The sequence below is a fragment of the Sulfitobacter sp. M05 genome, assembly GCF_029285175.1.
GTDB lineage: Bacteria > Pseudomonadota > Alphaproteobacteria > Rhodobacterales > Rhodobacteraceae > Sulfitobacter.
Map to the genome: position 1 here is coordinate 438,497 of NZ_JABEDH010000002.1, position 16,806 is coordinate 455,302.

General features: G+C 53.9%; 17 protein-coding genes. 10 read left to right on the forward strand and 7 right to left on the reverse strand.

Annotated features, from left to right (window positions below; genetic code table 11):
• The first annotated feature begins 112 nt into the window (after window positions 1-112).
• The 5 genes from fliF to HKX44_RS10305 all read left to right on the forward strand — a co-directional run bounded on the left by fliF (window position 113) and on the right by HKX44_RS10305 (window position 4,741).
• Window positions 113-1,771 (forward strand): flagellar basal-body MS-ring/collar protein FliF, encoded by a 1,659-nt coding sequence (gene fliF, locus HKX44_RS10285; protein ID WP_276151238.1) that lies wholly within the window; start codon window positions 113-115, stop codon window positions 1,769-1,771.
• Window positions 1,768-2,409: a FliH/SctL family protein gene (locus HKX44_RS10290; protein ID WP_276151239.1), complete on the forward strand. Its 642-nt coding sequence runs from the start codon at window positions 1,768-1,770 to the stop codon at window positions 2,407-2,409. The genes fliF and HKX44_RS10290 overlap by 4 nt, the downstream gene beginning before the upstream one ends.
• 12 nt (window positions 2,410-2,421) lie before the next feature.
• Window positions 2,422-2,784: a FliM/FliN family flagellar motor switch protein gene (locus tag HKX44_RS10295; RefSeq protein WP_276151240.1), complete on the forward strand. Its 363-nt coding sequence runs from the start codon at window positions 2,422-2,424 to the stop codon at window positions 2,782-2,784.
• A gap of 1 nt (window position 2,785) precedes the next feature.
• A complete protein-coding gene (gene fliP / locus HKX44_RS10300) occupies window positions 2,786-3,622 on the forward strand; it encodes a flagellar type III secretion system pore protein FliP (protein WP_276151241.1) in 837 nt (278 codons plus the stop codon).
• Window positions 3,623-3,709: 87 nt separating this feature from the next.
• The gene (locus HKX44_RS10305; protein ID WP_276151242.1) at window positions 3,710-4,741 is read left to right on the forward strand and encodes a flagellar motor switch protein FliG; all 1,032 of its coding nucleotides are present in this window, start codon (window positions 3,710-3,712) and stop codon (window positions 4,739-4,741) included.
• 19 nt (window positions 4,742-4,760) lie between these two features.
• On the opposite strand, the gene HKX44_RS10310 is transcribed toward HKX44_RS10305, so the two are convergent.
• From HKX44_RS10310 to HKX44_RS10330, 5 genes are all read right to left on the reverse strand, one after another.
• Window positions 4,761-5,585 (reverse strand): DUF1217 domain-containing protein, encoded by an 825-nt coding sequence (locus HKX44_RS10310; protein WP_276151243.1) that lies wholly within the window; start codon window positions 5,583-5,585, stop codon window positions 4,761-4,763.
• A 7-nt stretch (window positions 5,586-5,592) separates the two neighbouring features.
• Window positions 5,593-6,012 carry a flagellar biosynthesis repressor FlbT gene (locus HKX44_RS10315; protein ID WP_276151244.1) on the reverse strand — a complete coding sequence of 140 codons (420 nt, stop codon included), beginning with the start codon at window positions 6,010-6,012 and terminating at the stop codon, window positions 5,593-5,595.
• A gap of 5 nt (window positions 6,013-6,017) precedes the next feature.
• The gene (locus HKX44_RS10320) at window positions 6,018-6,419 is read right to left on the reverse strand and encodes a flagellar biosynthesis regulator FlaF (RefSeq protein WP_276151245.1); all 402 of its coding nucleotides are present in this window, start codon (window positions 6,417-6,419) and stop codon (window positions 6,018-6,020) included.
• Between the two features lie 235 nt (window positions 6,420-6,654).
• Window positions 6,655-7,101 carry a hypothetical protein gene (locus HKX44_RS10325; protein WP_276151246.1) on the reverse strand — a complete coding sequence of 149 codons (447 nt, stop codon included), beginning with the start codon at window positions 7,099-7,101 and terminating at the stop codon, window positions 6,655-6,657.
• A 373-nt stretch (window positions 7,102-7,474) separates the two neighbouring features.
• Window positions 7,475-8,173 carry a winged helix-turn-helix domain-containing protein gene (locus tag HKX44_RS10330; RefSeq protein WP_276153215.1) on the reverse strand — a complete coding sequence of 233 codons (699 nt, stop codon included), beginning with the start codon at window positions 8,171-8,173 and terminating at the stop codon, window positions 7,475-7,477.
• 394 nt (window positions 8,174-8,567) lie between these two features.
• Here HKX44_RS10330 and HKX44_RS10335 point away from each other — a divergent pair, with 394 nt between their 5' ends.
• The 3 genes from HKX44_RS10335 (at window position 8,568) to HKX44_RS10345 (ending at window position 10,828) form a co-directional block, all read left to right on the forward strand.
• Entirely contained in the window at window positions 8,568-8,768 is a 201-nt protein-coding gene (locus HKX44_RS10335) for a hypothetical protein (protein WP_276151248.1), read from the forward strand.
• 285 nt (window positions 8,769-9,053) lie between these two features.
• Window positions 9,054-9,512: a MucR family transcriptional regulator gene (locus tag HKX44_RS10340; RefSeq protein WP_276151249.1), complete on the forward strand. Its 459-nt coding sequence runs from the start codon at window positions 9,054-9,056 to the stop codon at window positions 9,510-9,512.
• Window positions 9,513-9,649: 137 nt separating this feature from the next.
• Complete coding sequence (locus tag HKX44_RS10345) at window positions 9,650-10,828, forward strand: flagellar motor protein MotB (RefSeq protein WP_276151250.1); 1,179 nt, start codon at window positions 9,650-9,652, stop codon at window positions 10,826-10,828.
• Here the strand turns inward: HKX44_RS10345 and HKX44_RS10350 are convergent.
• Complete coding sequence (locus HKX44_RS10350) at window positions 10,825-11,433, reverse strand: flagellar motor protein (protein ID WP_276151251.1); 609 nt, start codon at window positions 11,431-11,433, stop codon at window positions 10,825-10,827. The two genes, HKX44_RS10345 and HKX44_RS10350, sit on opposite strands and share 4 nt — an antisense overlap.
• Window positions 11,434-11,603: 170 nt before the next feature.
• Between HKX44_RS10350 and motA the strand changes: the two genes are divergently transcribed.
• Window positions 11,604-12,473 (forward strand): flagellar motor stator protein MotA, encoded by an 870-nt coding sequence (gene motA, locus HKX44_RS10355; RefSeq protein ID WP_276151252.1) that lies wholly within the window; start codon window positions 11,604-11,606, stop codon window positions 12,471-12,473.
• A gap of 4 nt (window positions 12,474-12,477) precedes the next feature.
• Window positions 12,478-12,921: a flagellar motor protein gene (locus HKX44_RS10360; RefSeq protein ID WP_276151253.1), complete on the forward strand. Its 444-nt coding sequence runs from the start codon at window positions 12,478-12,480 to the stop codon at window positions 12,919-12,921.
• Between the two features lie 91 nt (window positions 12,922-13,012).
• Here the strand turns inward: HKX44_RS10360 and HKX44_RS10365 are convergent, their stop codons facing one another.
• Window positions 13,013-16,297 (reverse strand): ATP-binding protein, encoded by a 3,285-nt coding sequence (locus HKX44_RS10365; RefSeq protein ID WP_276151254.1) that lies wholly within the window; start codon window positions 16,295-16,297, stop codon window positions 13,013-13,015.
• Between the last annotated feature and the right edge of the window lie 509 nt (window positions 16,298-16,806).

Genomic DNA, 16,806 nt, shown 5'->3' on the forward strand with positions numbered 1-16,806 from the left:
CTTAAACTTGCCTTAATCTTCCATTAATGATGTATAGTCACGACAGCAACCAGTGAGGGCCTTCGTGCAGGGATTAATTGACAATTTGCTATCTTTGGGCCGCCAAAGATTGATGATCTTGGCAGGGACAGCCGTTGCTGTGGTTGTGGCGCTGTTGTTTGGCCTGAATACGATTGCGCGCCCGGACTACGCTCCGATCTATTCCAATCTGTCAGTGACTTCGGCCAGCGCCATCGAGGCGACCCTGACCAACGCCGGTTTCCGCGTGATGGTTTCCGAGGATGGTTCAAGCGTATCTGTTCCCCGCTCGGACGGCGCACGCGCACGGATGGCGTTGGCAGAAACTGGGGTGCCCGTTGATGGCGATCCCGGATGGGAGCTGTTCGACGAGAAGAGCGGCCTTGCGATGAACTCCTTCCTGCAAAAGATCAACCGCGTCCGCGCAATGGAAGGCGAGCTGGCTCGCTCGATCCAAACGCTTGATGGCATCTCCTCTGCCCGCGTCCACCTTGTATTGCCGGACCGAGAGCCGTTTTCACGCGAAGCCGCCGCGCCGCGCGGTTCCGTTGTTCTGCGCTCAAGTGCTGGTCGCGCCATCACTCGCAAACAAGCAATCGCCGTGCGCACCCTTGTTGCCTCTTCGGTTTCCGAACTGGAAATCTCGCGGGTTACCGTGTTGTCGGCCAGCGGCGAGACCATTTTGGCAGAAGGAGCAGGCGGTGAAGGCCAGACCGGGATGCAGACCGCCAAGACCTCTATCGAGGACCGCCTGTCACAAGAAATTCAAAACATCCTGACCGCCCGCGTTGGTGCTGGCAACGCCCGCGTGCGGGTAAATGTCGACCTGACCACCCAGCGCGAAGTGATCGTCGAACAGAGCTTTGACCCCGAACAGCAGGTTGTCCGCTCGACCGAGAGCAAAACCCAAAGCCAATCCGGCACCGAAGGCGGCGGCAACGTTGGGGTTGAAAACAACATTCCAACCGCCCTTGTCGAAGGTGAAGGCGGCGGTGCCACATCCAACCGCAACGAAGCCGGCGAGCAGGTGCAATACGAGATCGGCAATACCCGCCGCGAAATCGTGCGCGAAGCCGGCGATGTGCGCCGCCTGACGGTCGCAGTGCTGGTAAATGGCATCTACAATGTCGAAGGCTCTGATGTGGCCTATGTCGAACGTACGCCCGAGGAACTGAACCGCCTGACCGAATTGGTTAAATCCGCTGTCGGTTTTGAAGAAGGCCGTGGCGACAGCGTTTCCGTGGATAGCATGCGCTTTATGGATTATTCGATGGATCTGGGTGATCCGATTGACCAAAGCATAACGGAACGTTTGACCGAAAGCGTGGTACCGATCATCCGCGGTATCCTTGCTCTGCTGATCGTTGCCTTGGTGATGATCCTCGGTGTGCGCCCGCTGCTGCGCCGGCTGAACCAGCTTGATACACTGAACGTGGTGGAAGAGCCCGCCTTGGAAGCCCCAGCAAACGACCAAGAAAGCCTTGAAGCGCCACAGAGCGCCGCCACCGGGGACCCGAAGCTTTTGGCCTCCGGGATGCCGGGCCAACCGCTCGCGGAGCAGCAAAAACTTCCGGCAACCGCCGTTGAGCAGATCGGAGCGGCGCAAGATGATCAGCAATACGTCAGCACACAGGGTATCCGGGGCAGCATTCAAAAAGGCAATATTGATAAAATTCAACGCCTTGCAGATGAAAAACCAGAAGAAGTCTTGCGCGTAATGCGGTCCTGGCTGACCACTGAGGCTGAGGCATGATTTCCCTCTTCGACCATAATTTTGACGTCGAGGCAGAACGGTCCGTGCATCGTGATGCCTCAAGCGCGCTTGGCGCGATCGTCGATTTGAAAGAACAACTCGAGGCTGCTCGTAAGGAGGGGTTCGAGGCGGGGCGCACCATCGGACATCAGGATGCCAAGGCCGAACTGGACGCAGAAGCCGCCGCGCGGTTTGAACAAGAACGCCAGAGTATCCAGACCCAATTGGCCCAGCTGGCTGAACAGGACACCCGCCTGCACAGAGGAACAGAGCGCGATATTATCGAGCTGTTTCTCGGCGTTGCTGACCGGCTGGCCCCGCAGCTGATCACCCAATACGGCCCTGCCTTGGCCGCGGACCGGATCAGACAAGCCGTTCAACAGACGCGCACCGATCCTGAACTCACAATCAGCGCCAGCCCCGAGGTTGTTGCCGTGCTTGATGAAGAGACACCAAGCTGGCTGACCGAGGCATCAAACAGGCTGGAGATCGACATCTGCGCAGACCCCGACATGCCCAAAGGTTCGGCCAAAGTGCGCTGGAAAGGTGGCCGGTTGGAGTATGACATCGAAGCGGCCTGTACCAAAATTCTGCAAGCGCTCGCGCAGGCAGCAGAAGAATATAACGAAGCGACGTAGAAAGCTGAAAACATGTTGGAAAACGATGACGTAAAAGATCCGACCGACGCGGCAACAAAACCCGAGGCCGGCAAGGATCAGGCAACCGGTGCAGAAGCAGAAGCCGGCAACTCGGGATCAAGCAAGAACCTTGATGCAATTTTCGGCGTTAAATTGGATGTGCGCGCCGTTTTGGGGCGCAGCCGGATACCGATTTCGGAACTGCTTGACCTGACCAAAGGCTCTGTGATCGAGCTGGACCGGCGTGTCGGCGAACCCGTCGATCTGATGATCAATGACCGTCTGGTCGCCCGTGGCGATCTGGTGCGGGTCAAAGGTGATATGCTGGGTGTTGCACTGCGTGAAATCGTAAAAGATTTTGTTTCAGAAAGCTAAAATGCGCTTCGCCCCGGCCCCTTCTGCACAGTCCATTGTGACAGCGGCTTGCACGCTGGCGCTGGGTATTCTTGCGTTTGGCACACCTGCCTTGGCACAGGATGCAGAGGTCGGCGGATTGATCCGCGAATTGTCGTCGCAACTGGGCGGCGTGCAACCGGGCAGTGATGCCGGTGCCAGCCTGTCAGGGCGGCTGATCCAGCTGTTTGTTCTGACCACCGCGCTAAGTGTTGCGCCTGGCCTGCTGGTTGTGACCACCAGCTTTACCCGCTTCGTCATCGTTTTTTCGATGCTGCGGCTGGCCTTGGGTCTGAACCAGACACCCCCGAATATCGTGCTGAACGCCATGGCGCTTTTTATGACATTTTTTGTCATGCAACCGGTGTTCGAAGATGCCTGGGAAGGCGGCCTAAGGCCCCTGATGGCCAATACGATTACCGAAGAACAGGCCATTCAGAACATTACCGAGCCCTTTTACAACTTTATGGTCGTGAACACCCGCCCCAAGGACATCCAGCTGTTCACCGACATTGCCAACGACACGAACGATGACGACGAAGGGGATGTGGCCCAAGCCGTGGATGCCGGCCCCAGCTGGCGCGTTCTGGTGCCATCTTTCATGATCTCCGAACTGCGCCGCGCCTTTACCATCGGGTTTTTGATCTACCTGCCCTTTGTCGCGATCGATCTGATCGTCGCCTCCGTTTTGATGAGCGCGGGTATGATGATGCTGCCCCCTGTGCTTGTTTCCCTCCCGTTCAAAGTGATCTTCTTTGTCCTGATTGACGGTTGGTACATGCTGGCTGGATCGCTTATCCAATCATATCTTTCCGGATAGACAGTTTTTATAAACAATTAGATTTAATCCAAGGATAATTTGTTCTATTCTTGTAAGCACTGCCAATACCAGCCGGATACCCATTCCATGAACCAGTTCGTTCCCCTTCGTAAACACCGCCGGATGTCAGGCGCGCAGAAATCTGCGGTGCTGTTCTTGTGCTTGGGTGAAGGGCGCGGCGGGGCACTGATGCAGCAGCTGGATGTGAATGAAATCCGCCAGATCACAACGGCAATCTCGACCATGGGGGAAATTGATGCCGGTATCGTTGAAAGCATCCTTGAGGAATTTGACGAGAAATTAAACCACGAGGGCGGCGTTGTTGGTTCGATTGACGCAGCAAGAAACCTGTTAAGCGAGTTCCTTCCAGAAGATCGGGTCGCGGAAATTCTTCAGGAAATCAACGGCAACACATCCGGCAATGTCTGGAAAGACCTGTCCGATCTGGATGAAAAACAATTGGTGGAGTTCCTGCGCAAGGAACACAATCAAACAGTTGCGGTGATCCTGACACGTCTGCGTCCTGACGCCGCCGCCAAAGTTCTGCCATTGCTCGGAACCGAACGCGCGCCCGATCTGGTTGAACGGATCATGGCGATGGAAAACCTGCCCAATGATACGATCCAGAACATTGAAAATACCCTGCGCGAAGATGTTCTGGCTAAGGCAAACAACAGCCCAGAAGCCAAGATCGAAGGGCATCTGGTGTCGATTCTAAACAAACTGGACGGCGATCTGTTCGAACAGATTTCTGCTGAACTTGAACAGAGTAGACCGGAACAGTTCGGCAGCATCAAACAAAAAATGTTTGTCTTTGACGATCTGGTCGAATTCAATGAAATGGACCTTGGCAAGATCATGCGCGAAGTGTCAGCCACCACCCTGCCACTTGCATTGCGCGGTGCCAAAAAGGAAATCCGCGAACATTTCCTCTCTGCATTACCGGCGCGTTCGCGCGGCATGTTGCAGGATGAAATGTCTTCTATGGGGCCGATCAAACTGCGTGATGTAAAAGAAGCTCAGGGGCAACTCGTCGAGGGCGCGCTGCGCCTGATGGACGACGGAACGATCAAATTGGCGGATACCACCGAAGAAATGATGGAAGAAATGGCCGAGTAAACCGCGGCACTGTTCGAAATCAGCGGTAAAGGCGCGACGCGCTAAAGTTAACCATATCGATATCTAACGTAAACGCGACGAACTGGCCGTTGTTTCGCGAATTTTGCAGAATATTCACCGCAGCACTCTCCGATGAAAAGCCCTGCGGGTTAAGAACATCGGAAATGGCCACATATCGTGTGATAAGCCGTTCACGTTCAGCAGGATCGACCAGATCGGCCAGATCGAATTTTTCCTTAAACATTTCGGCTTGCCGGTCCACATCCAGCCCGGACATCTGCGTCGGCAACCCTAATGCGACCTGAAAGAAGTTTGTCAGCTTTTTATTGCCCAAAACCTCGAACCAGCTTGAGATATCCCCACCAGTTTCGCGGAACTCAAGAACGGTTCCAACGGTCGAATTCTGCTCATCATTCGTATTGATGAACTGTCGATTATAGAACCGGTCTGAAATCTCGTCGAGAAAGGCGGGATTGGTGAAGTCAGGCACCTGCGGCCCGCTTTCCGTGGTAAAACCCAAAGCCAGATGCAATTCTCGGAACCGCGTATCAGTCAGCCGGTTCAACAGGGAGGATGGCTCAACCGGGTCGCTTTCCAGAACTTTGCGGATCATGCCTTTGCCGAAAATCTGATCTTCCAGATCAAAGGCTTTCATTACGAAACTGTATACCTCAAAGTCCGCGACCAGCTCCTTCGGAGTTGTGATAGAGCCAATACGTTCGCGAAATGCAGCCTCGCTTCGCTTGTTGGCCGCCTCGTTGCGCATGGATTCCAACTGCTGGTCCCGCGTCGCATCGATCAAACGCAGCGCCGCCTGACTTCCAATTCCAGAAATGCCAATCATCGCAATCCTATTCTGCCGCTGTTGCGGCTGCCCTCTCATGAATCATTTCAAACAGACGATCTTCGTAGTCCATCAAAGGACGCAGCGCGCGCATCGCTTTGTAAAAGTCGGCCATAGAAACATGATTTGCCGCTTCAAAGATATGTTCGCCAACTTCGTCGTGAAATACTGGAACCAGCTGTGCCAGCTTTGTTTGGATAATCGGAACCAGCTTTTTGCGCGTATTCACATCGAGCAGCGCCGCCTGAATAAAGAAGTACACTTCTTTCACCGGCGTCCGCGCGCTTTTTTCATCCAACAGGTCCGCTTCACGTACAATATCCGCGTGATTTTCGATCACCAACAGCTGTCGCCGGTCGGTATTGCGCACTACGCACCCGTTGATCAAAATACGTTCGTTAGGCTTGAGAGTCAGTCGAAGTGCCATGATGATTACTCCGCCGCTGTTTCAAGCTGGCGACCACTCAGGCCGTCAACAATACTACGATTAATGTCGACCAGAGGTTTCACCTGCTTGCCGCCGGCCAGAACTCCCTGCGTGTGGCTCTCGACCCAAAGCGATAGGGAGATAAGGCTGGCTTTCAGCTCGGGCGACAGCCCGTTTGCACCATCAACAAGATCCATCTTGAAGGCCGACCAAACCATCTGGTTTTTCTGCAAAGTATGCCGCAGCCCGTCCGCCAAAAGCTGAAGGCGCTCTAACCTTCTTTCAGCACGGTCAAATGCAAGATACTGCGTTTCCAGTTCTGATGTCACCTGCGCAAGGATGCGACGCTCAATCTGGCGCGGCGCTTCCGTGTGCGAGATGGTCCGCTTGTACGCGGTTACACTCATCCTCGTCACCTATATTTATTATTCTGCCTCGAACCAAATCTTAACCTTTCGCGGTTAAGGCCAATTTAACGTTCTGAGAATTTTGGCTGGACGTTGGATTTACGTCCTGACGCTGGATTATCGTGCCAAATTTGTCACGATATCAGGAAAAACATTTGGAATCCGATGCTTGCAACCACAACGCCCACCCGGACGAAAGTCAGGATGGGCGTTTGTCAAAATAGTGATGATCGGTTTACTGGACCAGATTCGCCAGTTCGGGACGCAGGCGTGACTGGCTTGCCCGGTGAACAAACCCGACACTTTCTCCTGTATCGACCGCTGCGCGCTCGGCCTGATTGAGCTGCGACAGGTCAACCAACACCTGACCAAGGGCTTGACCAAGGCTTTGACTGGAAAGACCTTCCGTATCGCCCATTTCTACGGGCTCGATCAAAACAATCGTACGGTCGCAGATTTCAATGCCAAACTCTTCAAACAGCACGTCCGCCAAACTGGCACCGGGCAAAACTTCATCACCTGCATAGCTGACAATTGGCCGCTTACCCAGCCCCGCCCCCTTGGAAGCGAAACAGACCATTGGCGCGGCTAGAAGAGACGCAAGAATACTGCTGAGCGGCGGGAGGTTGGCCGGCTCGCGAAGCTCCAACGTGTTACTCCAGATATGCTCTACGATGTTCATATAACCGCTCCCTAATCACTTACTGTTTACCCAGAATATTCCCGTTTAAAGAGAGATTGAACGCTAAATTTGTTAATAATTGCGGTTCGCGCCGATCCTGTTTTTGAACGGCAAACCAAGGCGTCTAGACTGCCAAGTTTCAACCTTAAGGAGATTTGTTGCAAATTTCCATTAACTAACAGTTATCTAAATATAGTGGCATTTTTTTTGGGTTGGCCTAGCTATGGTGCGGCATTCTAAGCGCAGCACCAAGTTGGCGTTAACATTCTTTACAATTTTACAGTTGCGGAACCACCGAAGCAGCCAGCAATAAATAGGCAGTCGAAAAACTGACAGCCATTTGCCCCTTGGGACGAATCCAAAATGGAGATTTTCAGGTGGTATCGAAGATATTCGCGCCGTTCGTAACCAGCCTGTAACCGGTGGATCTTATGGTCGAAACAGACATCTTGTCCCCGAAACTATCCAAGAGTTTCTTGCGTAATTTTGCAACGTGAACATCGAATTTTCGGTCACCATATCGCCATGGTCGCGCATCTACAGCCAGACTCAACTCGTCCCGACTGACCGTTTCCCCATCACGGGCATACAGCACATGCATCACCTGCGCTTCGGAAATCGTCAGGCCAGCCTTGTCTGCGATATAGGCGCGTTCATCCCAACTTCCATCGTCTGGCTGCAACAGCTCGTTGTTCAATGGGAACTCTAGACGGACAAACAAGCGAACCGTCAGCTCTCGTAAACTGCATGGCCAGACGATGACATCGCTTGCGCCCGCCAGAAATGCCTGAACACACAGTTCTTCCTCTTTTGAACACAACACCATGACAACGGGCGAAGGCTCTTCCGATTTGATCCCTTGAATAAGGTCCAGCACTTCGTCTTTCTGCCCAGGCAAATGAACAATGACCGCTTGGATCGAAGGGTTCCGTGCCAAAGCTTCCTTTGCTGCCGGCCCGTCCTCAGCAACTTCCAAATCATGTTTCAGCACAACTGAAGTCAAATAACTCAAAGGATTCCGCAACCTACCTTGGCTGGTAACCACAAGGGTTGTCGGTTTGCCTTGGCTCAATTGAACACCCGTTATCTATTGGCAGGAGGTATGGAAACAATACAACTCGAGAATCAGAACGTCGCTATATAGAGCTACAAACCAGCGCCAAACTCAATTCTTTTTGACTGAAATCTGCGTTATCTCTGTTCGGGAACCCTATCGCACACGCCAGAGTTACGTTATGCAGCGCTCAAGAACAAAATTAAGGATAACAAATACATAAGCGCTCGGCCTTGCGGACTGGTCAGAAATCAGCCCTCAAGACAGACAAAGAAAATTTTAAATCAGGCAAACATTGGCCGCATTTATTCTTGGGGGTTCACAAAAAGAAACCACCCGTTAACCTTTGGCGCTACATAGTAAGCGTCACGGTCGCAGAAGCGCCTGATCGGACCTGGAACTAGGTAGATTTATGACAAACGTTACAGACAGCCCCCGCGAGATTGCGCTTGCCGCAGCACACCGCCTTAAAGCGAGCATTTCCCAAGACAAACACGACTTGTACCTGCTACAGGCCATGCGCAGCGCCCATCTGGTGGTGATGCAATCGGGAATCTTGAAAGAAGATGCCTCCCCGCGTCACCGAACAACCAACAGCCTGACCATTCATTAGCCAGGCAAACCGGTCGCCAACCGCCAGATTTACGTTGTGATGTTAATCCAGGTCAGTTGACCAGAACGGCGTATTTCTAGGGTTTCCGGCCCCGTTTGCCCAGGGCGGACGGAGAGCTGGATCATCTATGCATAGAAATCTGGCCGGTTTTCGCCTCTATATTTCACTGGTTCTTGACATGTTGAAATTTTATGTCGAAACCACACTTCGGAACCGTGAAGGGCATTCGTCCAGATCTTTTCATACGACCCGGCCCCGTAGGGCAAATCGAGCAGGAGACAGCAAATGGAAGACGAAAACGCCGTGTTGATATCCAACGCCGTTCTACAAGTACTTTCCAGCTTTGCATCCCGCGAAAACGCGACCGTCGAAGATGTGCTAACCTTGGCAGGCAAATTGCCCGCAATCCTTGACAACCGCGAACAGTCGAAGCCCGCCATCTCCCAGGTTGCAGCGCCCGCCACAAACACCGTGAAACCAGCAGTCGCGATTGAGAAATCCGTGTCCGATGACGCCGTGACTTGTCTGTGCTGCGGCAAATCCTTCACCATGCTTAAACGCCACCTCAAGGCGGAACATGGGCTGTCGGAAAATCAATATCGCGCCATGTTTGGTCTGGACGATGACCATTTACTGGTTGCGCCCAACTACTCCATCCGCAAGGCAGAGTATGCCAAACGCATCGGCCTCGGAAAATATACCCGCGATGAACCTACCGGTCAGGATGCAACCTCGCCGCTTTGACCGACGCAAATGCCCAACAATCGCCTAAATTCAGCCGCGTTAACCGCATCTTCCCTGCCGATATCTAGCTTCAACGCGGGGTAGCAGAAGCACCGCCGCAAAGCGACCGATCCTTTCGGCGTTATGAGGCAGAGCAAATGGCAGCTGATACGCAGCCCAAAATTTTCAAGAAATACGAAATTGTCGAAGGCGGCGGCCACCACGGTGGTGGCTGGAAGGTGGCTTATGCTGACTTCATGACCGCTATGATGGCATTTTTCCTATTGATGTGGATTCTGGCCAGCTCGGATGAGCAGAAACTTCGCGGCATTGCCGAATATTTCACCGACGCCACCATGCCAGGCGGCATTGGCCTGCTGGACGGCTCAACACTTGGCCCTCCCGGCACCTTGACCGCGTCCAACGGCAGTGTTGTGGCCCGCGGTTCGGAATTGGGCAAGATGGATGATCCATCTCCCGCCAAATGGGAAGTGCGCGATACTACTTCCGCCTCGGATCCTGATGATCGGGTGAAAGGGACCCATGAGGGTATCCAAGATATGCCTGCCGCCTCCGACCTCAGCAAAGCGGACCAACGCGCTGGCGCTTCCCAAGGCAATCCAGGTGCCGCCGACGCAAACAACGAAAACAAGCTTGCCGGAGCCGGCGAAGGCACCAACGATGCTGAACATGCTGCCGACCAAATGAAATTCGAGCAGCTGCAAAACGAAATCTTGCAAGCAATGCAGGACAACCCGGATCTCGATCCGTTGCAGCAAAACGTGATCTTCGAAGAGACCGAAGAGGGGCTGCACATCCAGATCATTGATCAGGAAGGCAAACCGATGTTCCAAAGCGGCCGTGCCGAAATGGCTGGTGCAACCGATGTATTGCTGAGCAATCTGGGCACCTCACTTGCGGCACTGCCCAACCCCATCGTCCTGGCCGGTCATACCGATGCCGTGCAGTTCTCCGACAGCTCCAAATACGACAACTGGGATCTGTCATCCGACCGCGCCAATGCCACACGCCGTGTGTTCGAAGCGTCAGGCGTATCGCGGGACCGCATTATCCGCGTGTCCGGCATGGCTGATACTCAGCTGCTCAAACCGGAAGCCCCGACGGACCCCTCCAACCGTCGTATTTCAATCATGGTGCGCTATCAGGACCCGACCAAAGCGTCTGCCCCTGCGACGCAAGAAGCAAAGCAAGCAACTGATCCGGCACCGATGCAACATGACGCCCCGAAAGAGGTGAAACACGCCAAGCTATCGCAACCTGCGGCTGCTCCGATCGGCGACAAGGTCTTTCAGGATTTGCGAAATGCCCTGCGCTAATGCACAGCGGCAAGCATCCCCTCGGTGGATCGCCGCACACTTGCAAACTTCGGTCGGTGCGATCCTTCAGCGGACTTGCGCAGGAACTCGGGCAACAAAGGGCTTAGCGCAGCCTGAGGCATCTGCGATTGTGGCGCCGGTTCGGACTGCGGTGTCGGCTGTGGCCGCATCGCAGAAACCGGTGTCGCGGGCTGGCGCGGCTCACGGGCTGGGGCAGGTTTGCTCAACCCAAGAACAACAGAGGGTTCAAGACCCTCTTCCAGCGCATAGGTATAGTTCATCGAGTAATCGATTGCCTCGTCCAACAGATCGGGATCAGAAGCGACCAAAGCCATCAGACGCCGTTCGTCGGAATAAAGGAAGTGGCGCGTTTCAAACCCGCGCACCTTCGGAACGATGCACACGTCCTGGGCCTCAACATCCAACATCTCAAGCAAGCGTTGGGGCACCACAGGGCGCTCGTCGCGACGAAACACAACCATGCTGCAATCCCCGTCCCGGGTCAGACAAGCCGCGAGGCAGATGTGATCAGGCCAGGTCGAAAAGACATGTTTAATATCATCTGCGTCGATGAGAACCACGAATATGCTTGATGTGTCGGTCATGGCGCGGATCCTCCGGTGTTGAAGTCGATGTAACTAACCATGTATCCCACACCCCAGAAGTGTCAACTATATTTGTTGAAAACAAATTATACTTCGGTGAAGACCAACTATCCTTGAATTTCCCGAAAAAATAGGGCTATGGTTCATGAAAATGAACGAACAGGCATAACATGACAATTCTTCTGGGTTTTATCATTATTCTAGGCATGGTCTTTGGTGGCTACATGCTTTCCGGCGGCGAAATGGGCATCATCATGCACGCGCTGCCTTTTGAGGGCATGATGATCGGCGGCGCCGCTTTGGGCTCCTTCATCGCTGCAAACTCCTTTTCCGACCTAAAAGGTGCGGGCAAAGGCCTTGTAAAAGCGATGAAAGGGCCAAAATGGAAGCCGGCAGACTACATCGACCTGCTAAACCTGATGTACACGCTGGCCCGCATGTACCAGCAAAACGGCATTTTATCCTTGGACGAGCATATCGAAAGCCCCGAAGAAAGCTCGATATTCTCACAATATCCCAAGATCCAGAAAGACCACTTTGCAATTGATCTGATCACCGACAGTTTCCGTATGCTCGCCTTGCAGTTCGACGATCCCTATCAGGCCGAGGATGTAATCAACCGTAAGCTCAAGAAGCACCACCACGAGGCTCTTGTCGCGCCGCATGGCCTGACAACTGTATCAGACGCCCTGCCCGCGATCGGGATTGTTGCGGCCGTTTTGGGTGTTATCAAAACCATGTCGTCCATTGATAAACCTCCGGCTGTTCTTGGTGCCATGATCGGGGGCGCTCTTGTCGGAACCTTCCTCGGGGTTTTCCTTGCTTATTGTTTTGTGTCACCCGTCGCCAACCGGTTGCAGGCCGTCGAAGATCAGGACGGCATTTATTACGGCGTGATCCGCGACATCTTTATTGCGATCCTACACAACCATTCGCCAGCGATCTGTACGGAAATTGGTCGCGGCAACATCCCGACATCGCTTCAGCCCACTTTCTACGAAATGGAAGAAGCCCGCCAGAACATGCCGGCAGCAGCCTAGGCAGATGGCACTTAAAAACCGCCTTGCAGCTTTGCAATTGATCGACAGGATCAAGCAGCACGAAATGGAGACAATCGGTGCCGAATTGGCAAAGCTGCGGGCGGAGGAAAAAGCACTGGAAGATCAAAGCGCAGAACTTCACGCGGATGCCCTGCGTGAAGCTGCCAACAGCACAGAAGACACCCGAGCCTTCCTGCCCGCATACCTAAATTCCGTAGAAGTTATCCAGCAGGGCCTTGCAGAAGACCGCGCGGCGACAGCAGCGCAGGCGGCCCAAAGTGAAGAACAACTGTTTGCGGCCTTTCGGGAAACCAAGACAACCGAACAAATCCTGAAACGGGTCAACAACGACATCACCGAGGAAACGGCCCGCAAGGCCGCCTCCCAGATGGATGATGCCGACCGTGCCTTGTATATGCTGACCCGGACAGGACAGATTCCTGGGTAAACCCGCCCCCCTTGTCTATCAAACTAACTGACGCGGAGCGGTGTCAACAGACCTGCACCACACCAGGACCTACCCCATTGCATAGCGCCCGTCAGGCTCTGCGGCGCGCTTTCCCGCCGCCACTGCTTGGGAATTTCGATACGACACCCTTGCCGCTGGCCATTCCAGCCAGACGCGACACGATCAAAACAGCTGGCCAATCCGCAGGCAGTTTCCCCGTGACCATCGGATAAAGTGAGAGTGTCGCCGCCTGATCATTCTCAGAATACAGGGCCACCAGATCAGGCCGCTGCGACGCGCCCACGCCGGCAAGCTCGGAAACAACGGATACAGCAGGAATGTCACAGCCTTCGATCCAGACCTTCAGTGGTCCGTTCTTAAGCATGGCCACCAGATCAGGCGCGGCACCATCCGGCGTCATATCCTGACAATCATCCAGCCATTTTTGCACCATCTCGATCAACGCCATACCACGTGTGGTGGTTGTGCTGTTTGGATCTTGGCGATGGCGACATTCGATCATGCACAGCGCACGGTCCGTTACCTGCCCCTCCAACATCAGATCGGTCAGAATGCCACGATCATCATCACCGAACCAGTTTGTCGCAAGCGGCATTCCGTCATCGCTTTGGCCTTTGGCCAGCTGTCGAGCCGTAAATTCGCCGGCGGTCAGTTCAACATCCAAACCAGCGGCCCGCCCTTGCTCAAGCAAGCGCGCGGTCACCGCCTCACCCACATCATCCAGACCATCAATCAGGCCCGCTTCCGGGTCGTCCGAAAACCGGTCAGGTTGCTCCACTCTGCGCGCCGCCGTTGGAATGGGCATTACGGTTTCACCAACCACAATCGGCAGATCCACAAAAAACTCTGTGCCAACGCCCTCTTTGCTCACAAACGCAATCCGCCCTTGGTGCTGTTCAACAATCATTTTGACAATCGACAACCCCAGACCGGTGCCGCCCTTCGACCGCGTATCAGAACTGTCAGCTTGGGTAAATTTATCATACATTGTTGGTTGCGCATGTTCGGGAATGCCCTCGCCAAAATCACGAATGGCGATCCGCCAGCGTCCAGCAACCTCTTTCAAAGAGACCTGAATTTCAGAACCCGCATCAGAGAATTTGGCCGCATTCGACATCAGGTTATTGATGGCCTGTGTCAGTCGCTTCGCGTCACCAAAGGTCAGCGCCGGCCCTTCCCGCTCACTTGGTAGAAGCTTTACAGAAACGCCGAACTTGTCCGCACCAAAGGCATTTTCGTTCAACGCCTCGGACAACATTTGCGCCAGATCAAAGACCTCTTGCTTATATGTCATCTTGCCCGCCTCGAAATTCTCAAGGTCAAGAATATCGTTGATCAGAGTAACCAGATTTTCACAGTTCTTGGCCGCCATATTGACCAGTGAACTCATCTTGGTCGGCATTTCACCCGCCGCACCAGAAAGCGCCAGCCCAAGCGCACCCTTGATGGATGTCAGTGGCGTTCGAAGCTCGTGACTAACGGTCGAAACGAACTCTGTCTTGGCTCTTTCAATCTCTTTACGCTCTGAGATATCTCGGTAAATCGCGATCAGGCGCGGCTCTTCATTGTCCGGCTGCGCGTATTCAAGGCTGATTTCATAGGTAATTCCACCCTTGGCAGAAACTTCCCAGGTTGCCCGACGCTCTGGCCCAGCCGCCAATGCTTCACCGCGCAGTTTAAGCAGCTTCAAATCTTCTTTTGTGATAAAGTCGCCGGCCTTTTTACCAGCCCAGTCCCCGCCCATCCGGTCGCCAATCAAGCGCCGGCCCGCGGCAGTATTCACATAAAGGATGTCCAGATTTCCGGGACGCAAAACAACCACCTGATCCTGGATCAGCTCAAGCGTATTGTTAAACCGCTCTTCCGAGACACCGGCCCGGGTCTGCGTCACATCAGAGGCGACAATGGCAATTTCGCTCAGATCGTTTGACGTACTTGTAACCGGAATAAATGTACATTGCACCCAGGCAACCTTGCCATCTTTCTTGCGCAATTGCAGCGCCCCCTGCCAGGTGGCACCAGCCTTCATTGCAGGCATGATCTGCGACTCAATCAACTCCTGGTTTGTTTCATCCACGATATCTTCAAGGGAGCTGCTTACCAGACTGCTGCGGGGGCGATCCAAAGCGGACACAAAATGATCGTTCACATGAGAAATCTTACCGCGTTTGGTCAACATGCAAAACACCGTGTGGTCTTCGATGGCATTGCGGTAAAACTGTTTCGAACGTACTTCGGAATCCAGCACATTCTTATGCGCCCCGGCCAGACGGGCAGAGCGGCGAATTTCATAAATCAGAAACAGGATCGACAACAGGATCACCGCACCAAGCGCCAATGTCGGCCACTTGTAAGAACGATAAATCCGCGCGCCGGCCTGCTTGATATAATTCTCGTAGGGTCGCGCATGCAGGGAAATCAGCAAATCATGTACCGACAGGTAACTCTGTGGTGCCTGCCAGACGATACCGCCCGCCGCCTGTGATTCGTGGCTGTCTGCCCCAATAGAAAGCATCGTTCCGATCAAAAGACTTAGAGCATCGTCCGGCACATCAGGCATCGACCCCATAACCCAATCAGGGAACAACGGCGTACTGACCCAAAACGGATAGCCCGGGTGCCCGCTGGGAGCCACGGGCAGGAAATCCCTCATCTCGACCGCACCCTCTGCGGCCAGTTTCTCCAGAACACCAGCTCGGATCACACCAACATCAACAAGTCCGTTTTTCACGGCATAGACCACCTCGCGTTGGTTGCCCCCCGAGAACAGGAGATCGGCACTGATGCCTTCGGGATCGACCCGGTATTTGCGGGCCTCTTGCAACGCAAGCCGCCACCCCGTCAGCTCGTTGGGGGCCATCGCCATAACGCGACGGCCAGCCAGCCCCTGATACCCCTCAACCGGGCGGTCACTCCGGGTAAAAACCAACGCACCAGTTTTATTGTAGGTGTTGTTTTCCCACATTTGCGCAACCGAAAGGATTGCACGGGCGCCCTCTTCGACCTCTGCGGTGACAAAGGCCGCAGGGTCGCTGAAAAACACATCAATTGCCCCCCTGCTCAGCCCATCCTGCAAAGATGCCTGATTGTGCGGCTCAAGGCGAAAACTGAAAGGCCGGTCTTGTTCCTGTGCCGCTTCGTTCAAAAGCGAAACGGTCGGTTCCCAAGCCTCAAGCGCCCTGCTTGCTCCTTCGGACGCCAGCACACCCACAGTAATTTCCAAATCATCAGGCTCAACATCCTGCGCAGTGGCAGGCCCCAGACAGGCCAGCGTGACGGAAACCAGCAGAACCCGAAACAGAAAGAACTTTCGCAGCTGGAGCGTGGAATCCAAAACAGAAATGAAAGAGTGCATGTCCCTCATCCCGTGATCGTTTGAGAAGCGCAGGGCTGAACAAAGCACAAGGAGATGGCCAACCTAAAGCCGCAAGTGTCCTGCCGCGCTATCCGCGCGCTGAAGAAAGGGATTAAAATCCGTCCAACATGCATAGATGCCATCAGCCGCGGAGGCCGATCCGCCTGCTACCCCTGATGGCACCACCACCAAGGAAGTCTTGTTCGCCTTCTGGCAAAGGGCCCTTGAGCAAACGCAAATAGATCACCCTGGGTTACCCATAATCCTAACACGAGAATGTGAAGAAAGTTAGCCCCCTCCAGCAACAATATTCACGTTAGAGTTGGATATTTCGAGAAAACGAGCGAGGTGGTTTTTGTCTGGGCACCCTTTAATCACCTACTGCGTAACCCTGCATACTGCCCTCTTCACTGAAAGCCAGGGTCGAGCATAGCTTGACCATAAAATATCACTATAAATCAATATCATAAGAGGATATCTCTTGCTTCTACTGGGCTATCCGAAGCTAT

What these genes read in the sequence shown, in the direction of transcription:
- fliF (WP_276151238.1), top strand. Translation starts at nt 113, where the DNA reads ATGATCTTGGCAGGGACAGCCGTTGCTGTGGTTGTGGCGCTGTTGTTT.
- HKX44_RS10290 (WP_276151239.1), top strand. Translation starts at nt 1,768, where the DNA reads ATGATTTCCCTCTTCGACCATAATTTTGACGTCGAGGCAGAACGGTCC.
- HKX44_RS10295 (WP_276151240.1), top strand. Translation starts at nt 2,422, where the DNA reads ATGTTGGAAAACGATGACGTAAAAGATCCGACCGACGCGGCAACAAAA.
- fliP (WP_276151241.1), top strand. Translation starts at nt 2,786, where the DNA reads ATGCGCTTCGCCCCGGCCCCTTCTGCACAGTCCATTGTGACAGCGGCT.
- HKX44_RS10305 (WP_276151242.1), top strand. Translation starts at nt 3,710, where the DNA reads ATGAACCAGTTCGTTCCCCTTCGTAAACACCGCCGGATGTCAGGCGCG.
- HKX44_RS10310 (WP_276151243.1), bottom strand. Translation starts at nt 5,585, where the DNA reads ATGATTGGCATTTCTGGAATTGGAAGTCAGGCGGCGCTGCGTTTGATC.
- HKX44_RS10315 (WP_276151244.1), bottom strand. Translation starts at nt 6,012, where the DNA reads ATGGCACTTCGACTGACTCTCAAGCCTAACGAACGTATTTTGATCAAC.
- HKX44_RS10320 (WP_276151245.1), bottom strand. Translation starts at nt 6,419, where the DNA reads ATGAGTGTAACCGCGTACAAGCGGACCATCTCGCACACGGAAGCGCCG.
- HKX44_RS10325 (WP_276151246.1), bottom strand. Translation starts at nt 7,101, where the DNA reads ATGAACATCGTAGAGCATATCTGGAGTAACACGTTGGAGCTTCGCGAG.
- HKX44_RS10335 (WP_276151248.1), top strand. Translation starts at nt 8,568, where the DNA reads ATGACAAACGTTACAGACAGCCCCCGCGAGATTGCGCTTGCCGCAGCA.
- HKX44_RS10340 (WP_276151249.1), top strand. Translation starts at nt 9,054, where the DNA reads ATGGAAGACGAAAACGCCGTGTTGATATCCAACGCCGTTCTACAAGTA.
- HKX44_RS10345 (WP_276151250.1), top strand. Translation starts at nt 9,650, where the DNA reads ATGGCAGCTGATACGCAGCCCAAAATTTTCAAGAAATACGAAATTGTC.
- HKX44_RS10350 (WP_276151251.1), bottom strand. Translation starts at nt 11,433, where the DNA reads ATGACCGACACATCAAGCATATTCGTGGTTCTCATCGACGCAGATGAT.
- motA (WP_276151252.1), top strand. Translation starts at nt 11,604, where the DNA reads ATGACAATTCTTCTGGGTTTTATCATTATTCTAGGCATGGTCTTTGGT.
- HKX44_RS10360 (WP_276151253.1), top strand. Translation starts at nt 12,478, where the DNA reads ATGGCACTTAAAAACCGCCTTGCAGCTTTGCAATTGATCGACAGGATC.
- HKX44_RS10365 (WP_276151254.1), bottom strand. Translation starts at nt 16,297, where the DNA reads ATGCACTCTTTCATTTCTGTTTTGGATTCCACGCTCCAGCTGCGAAAG.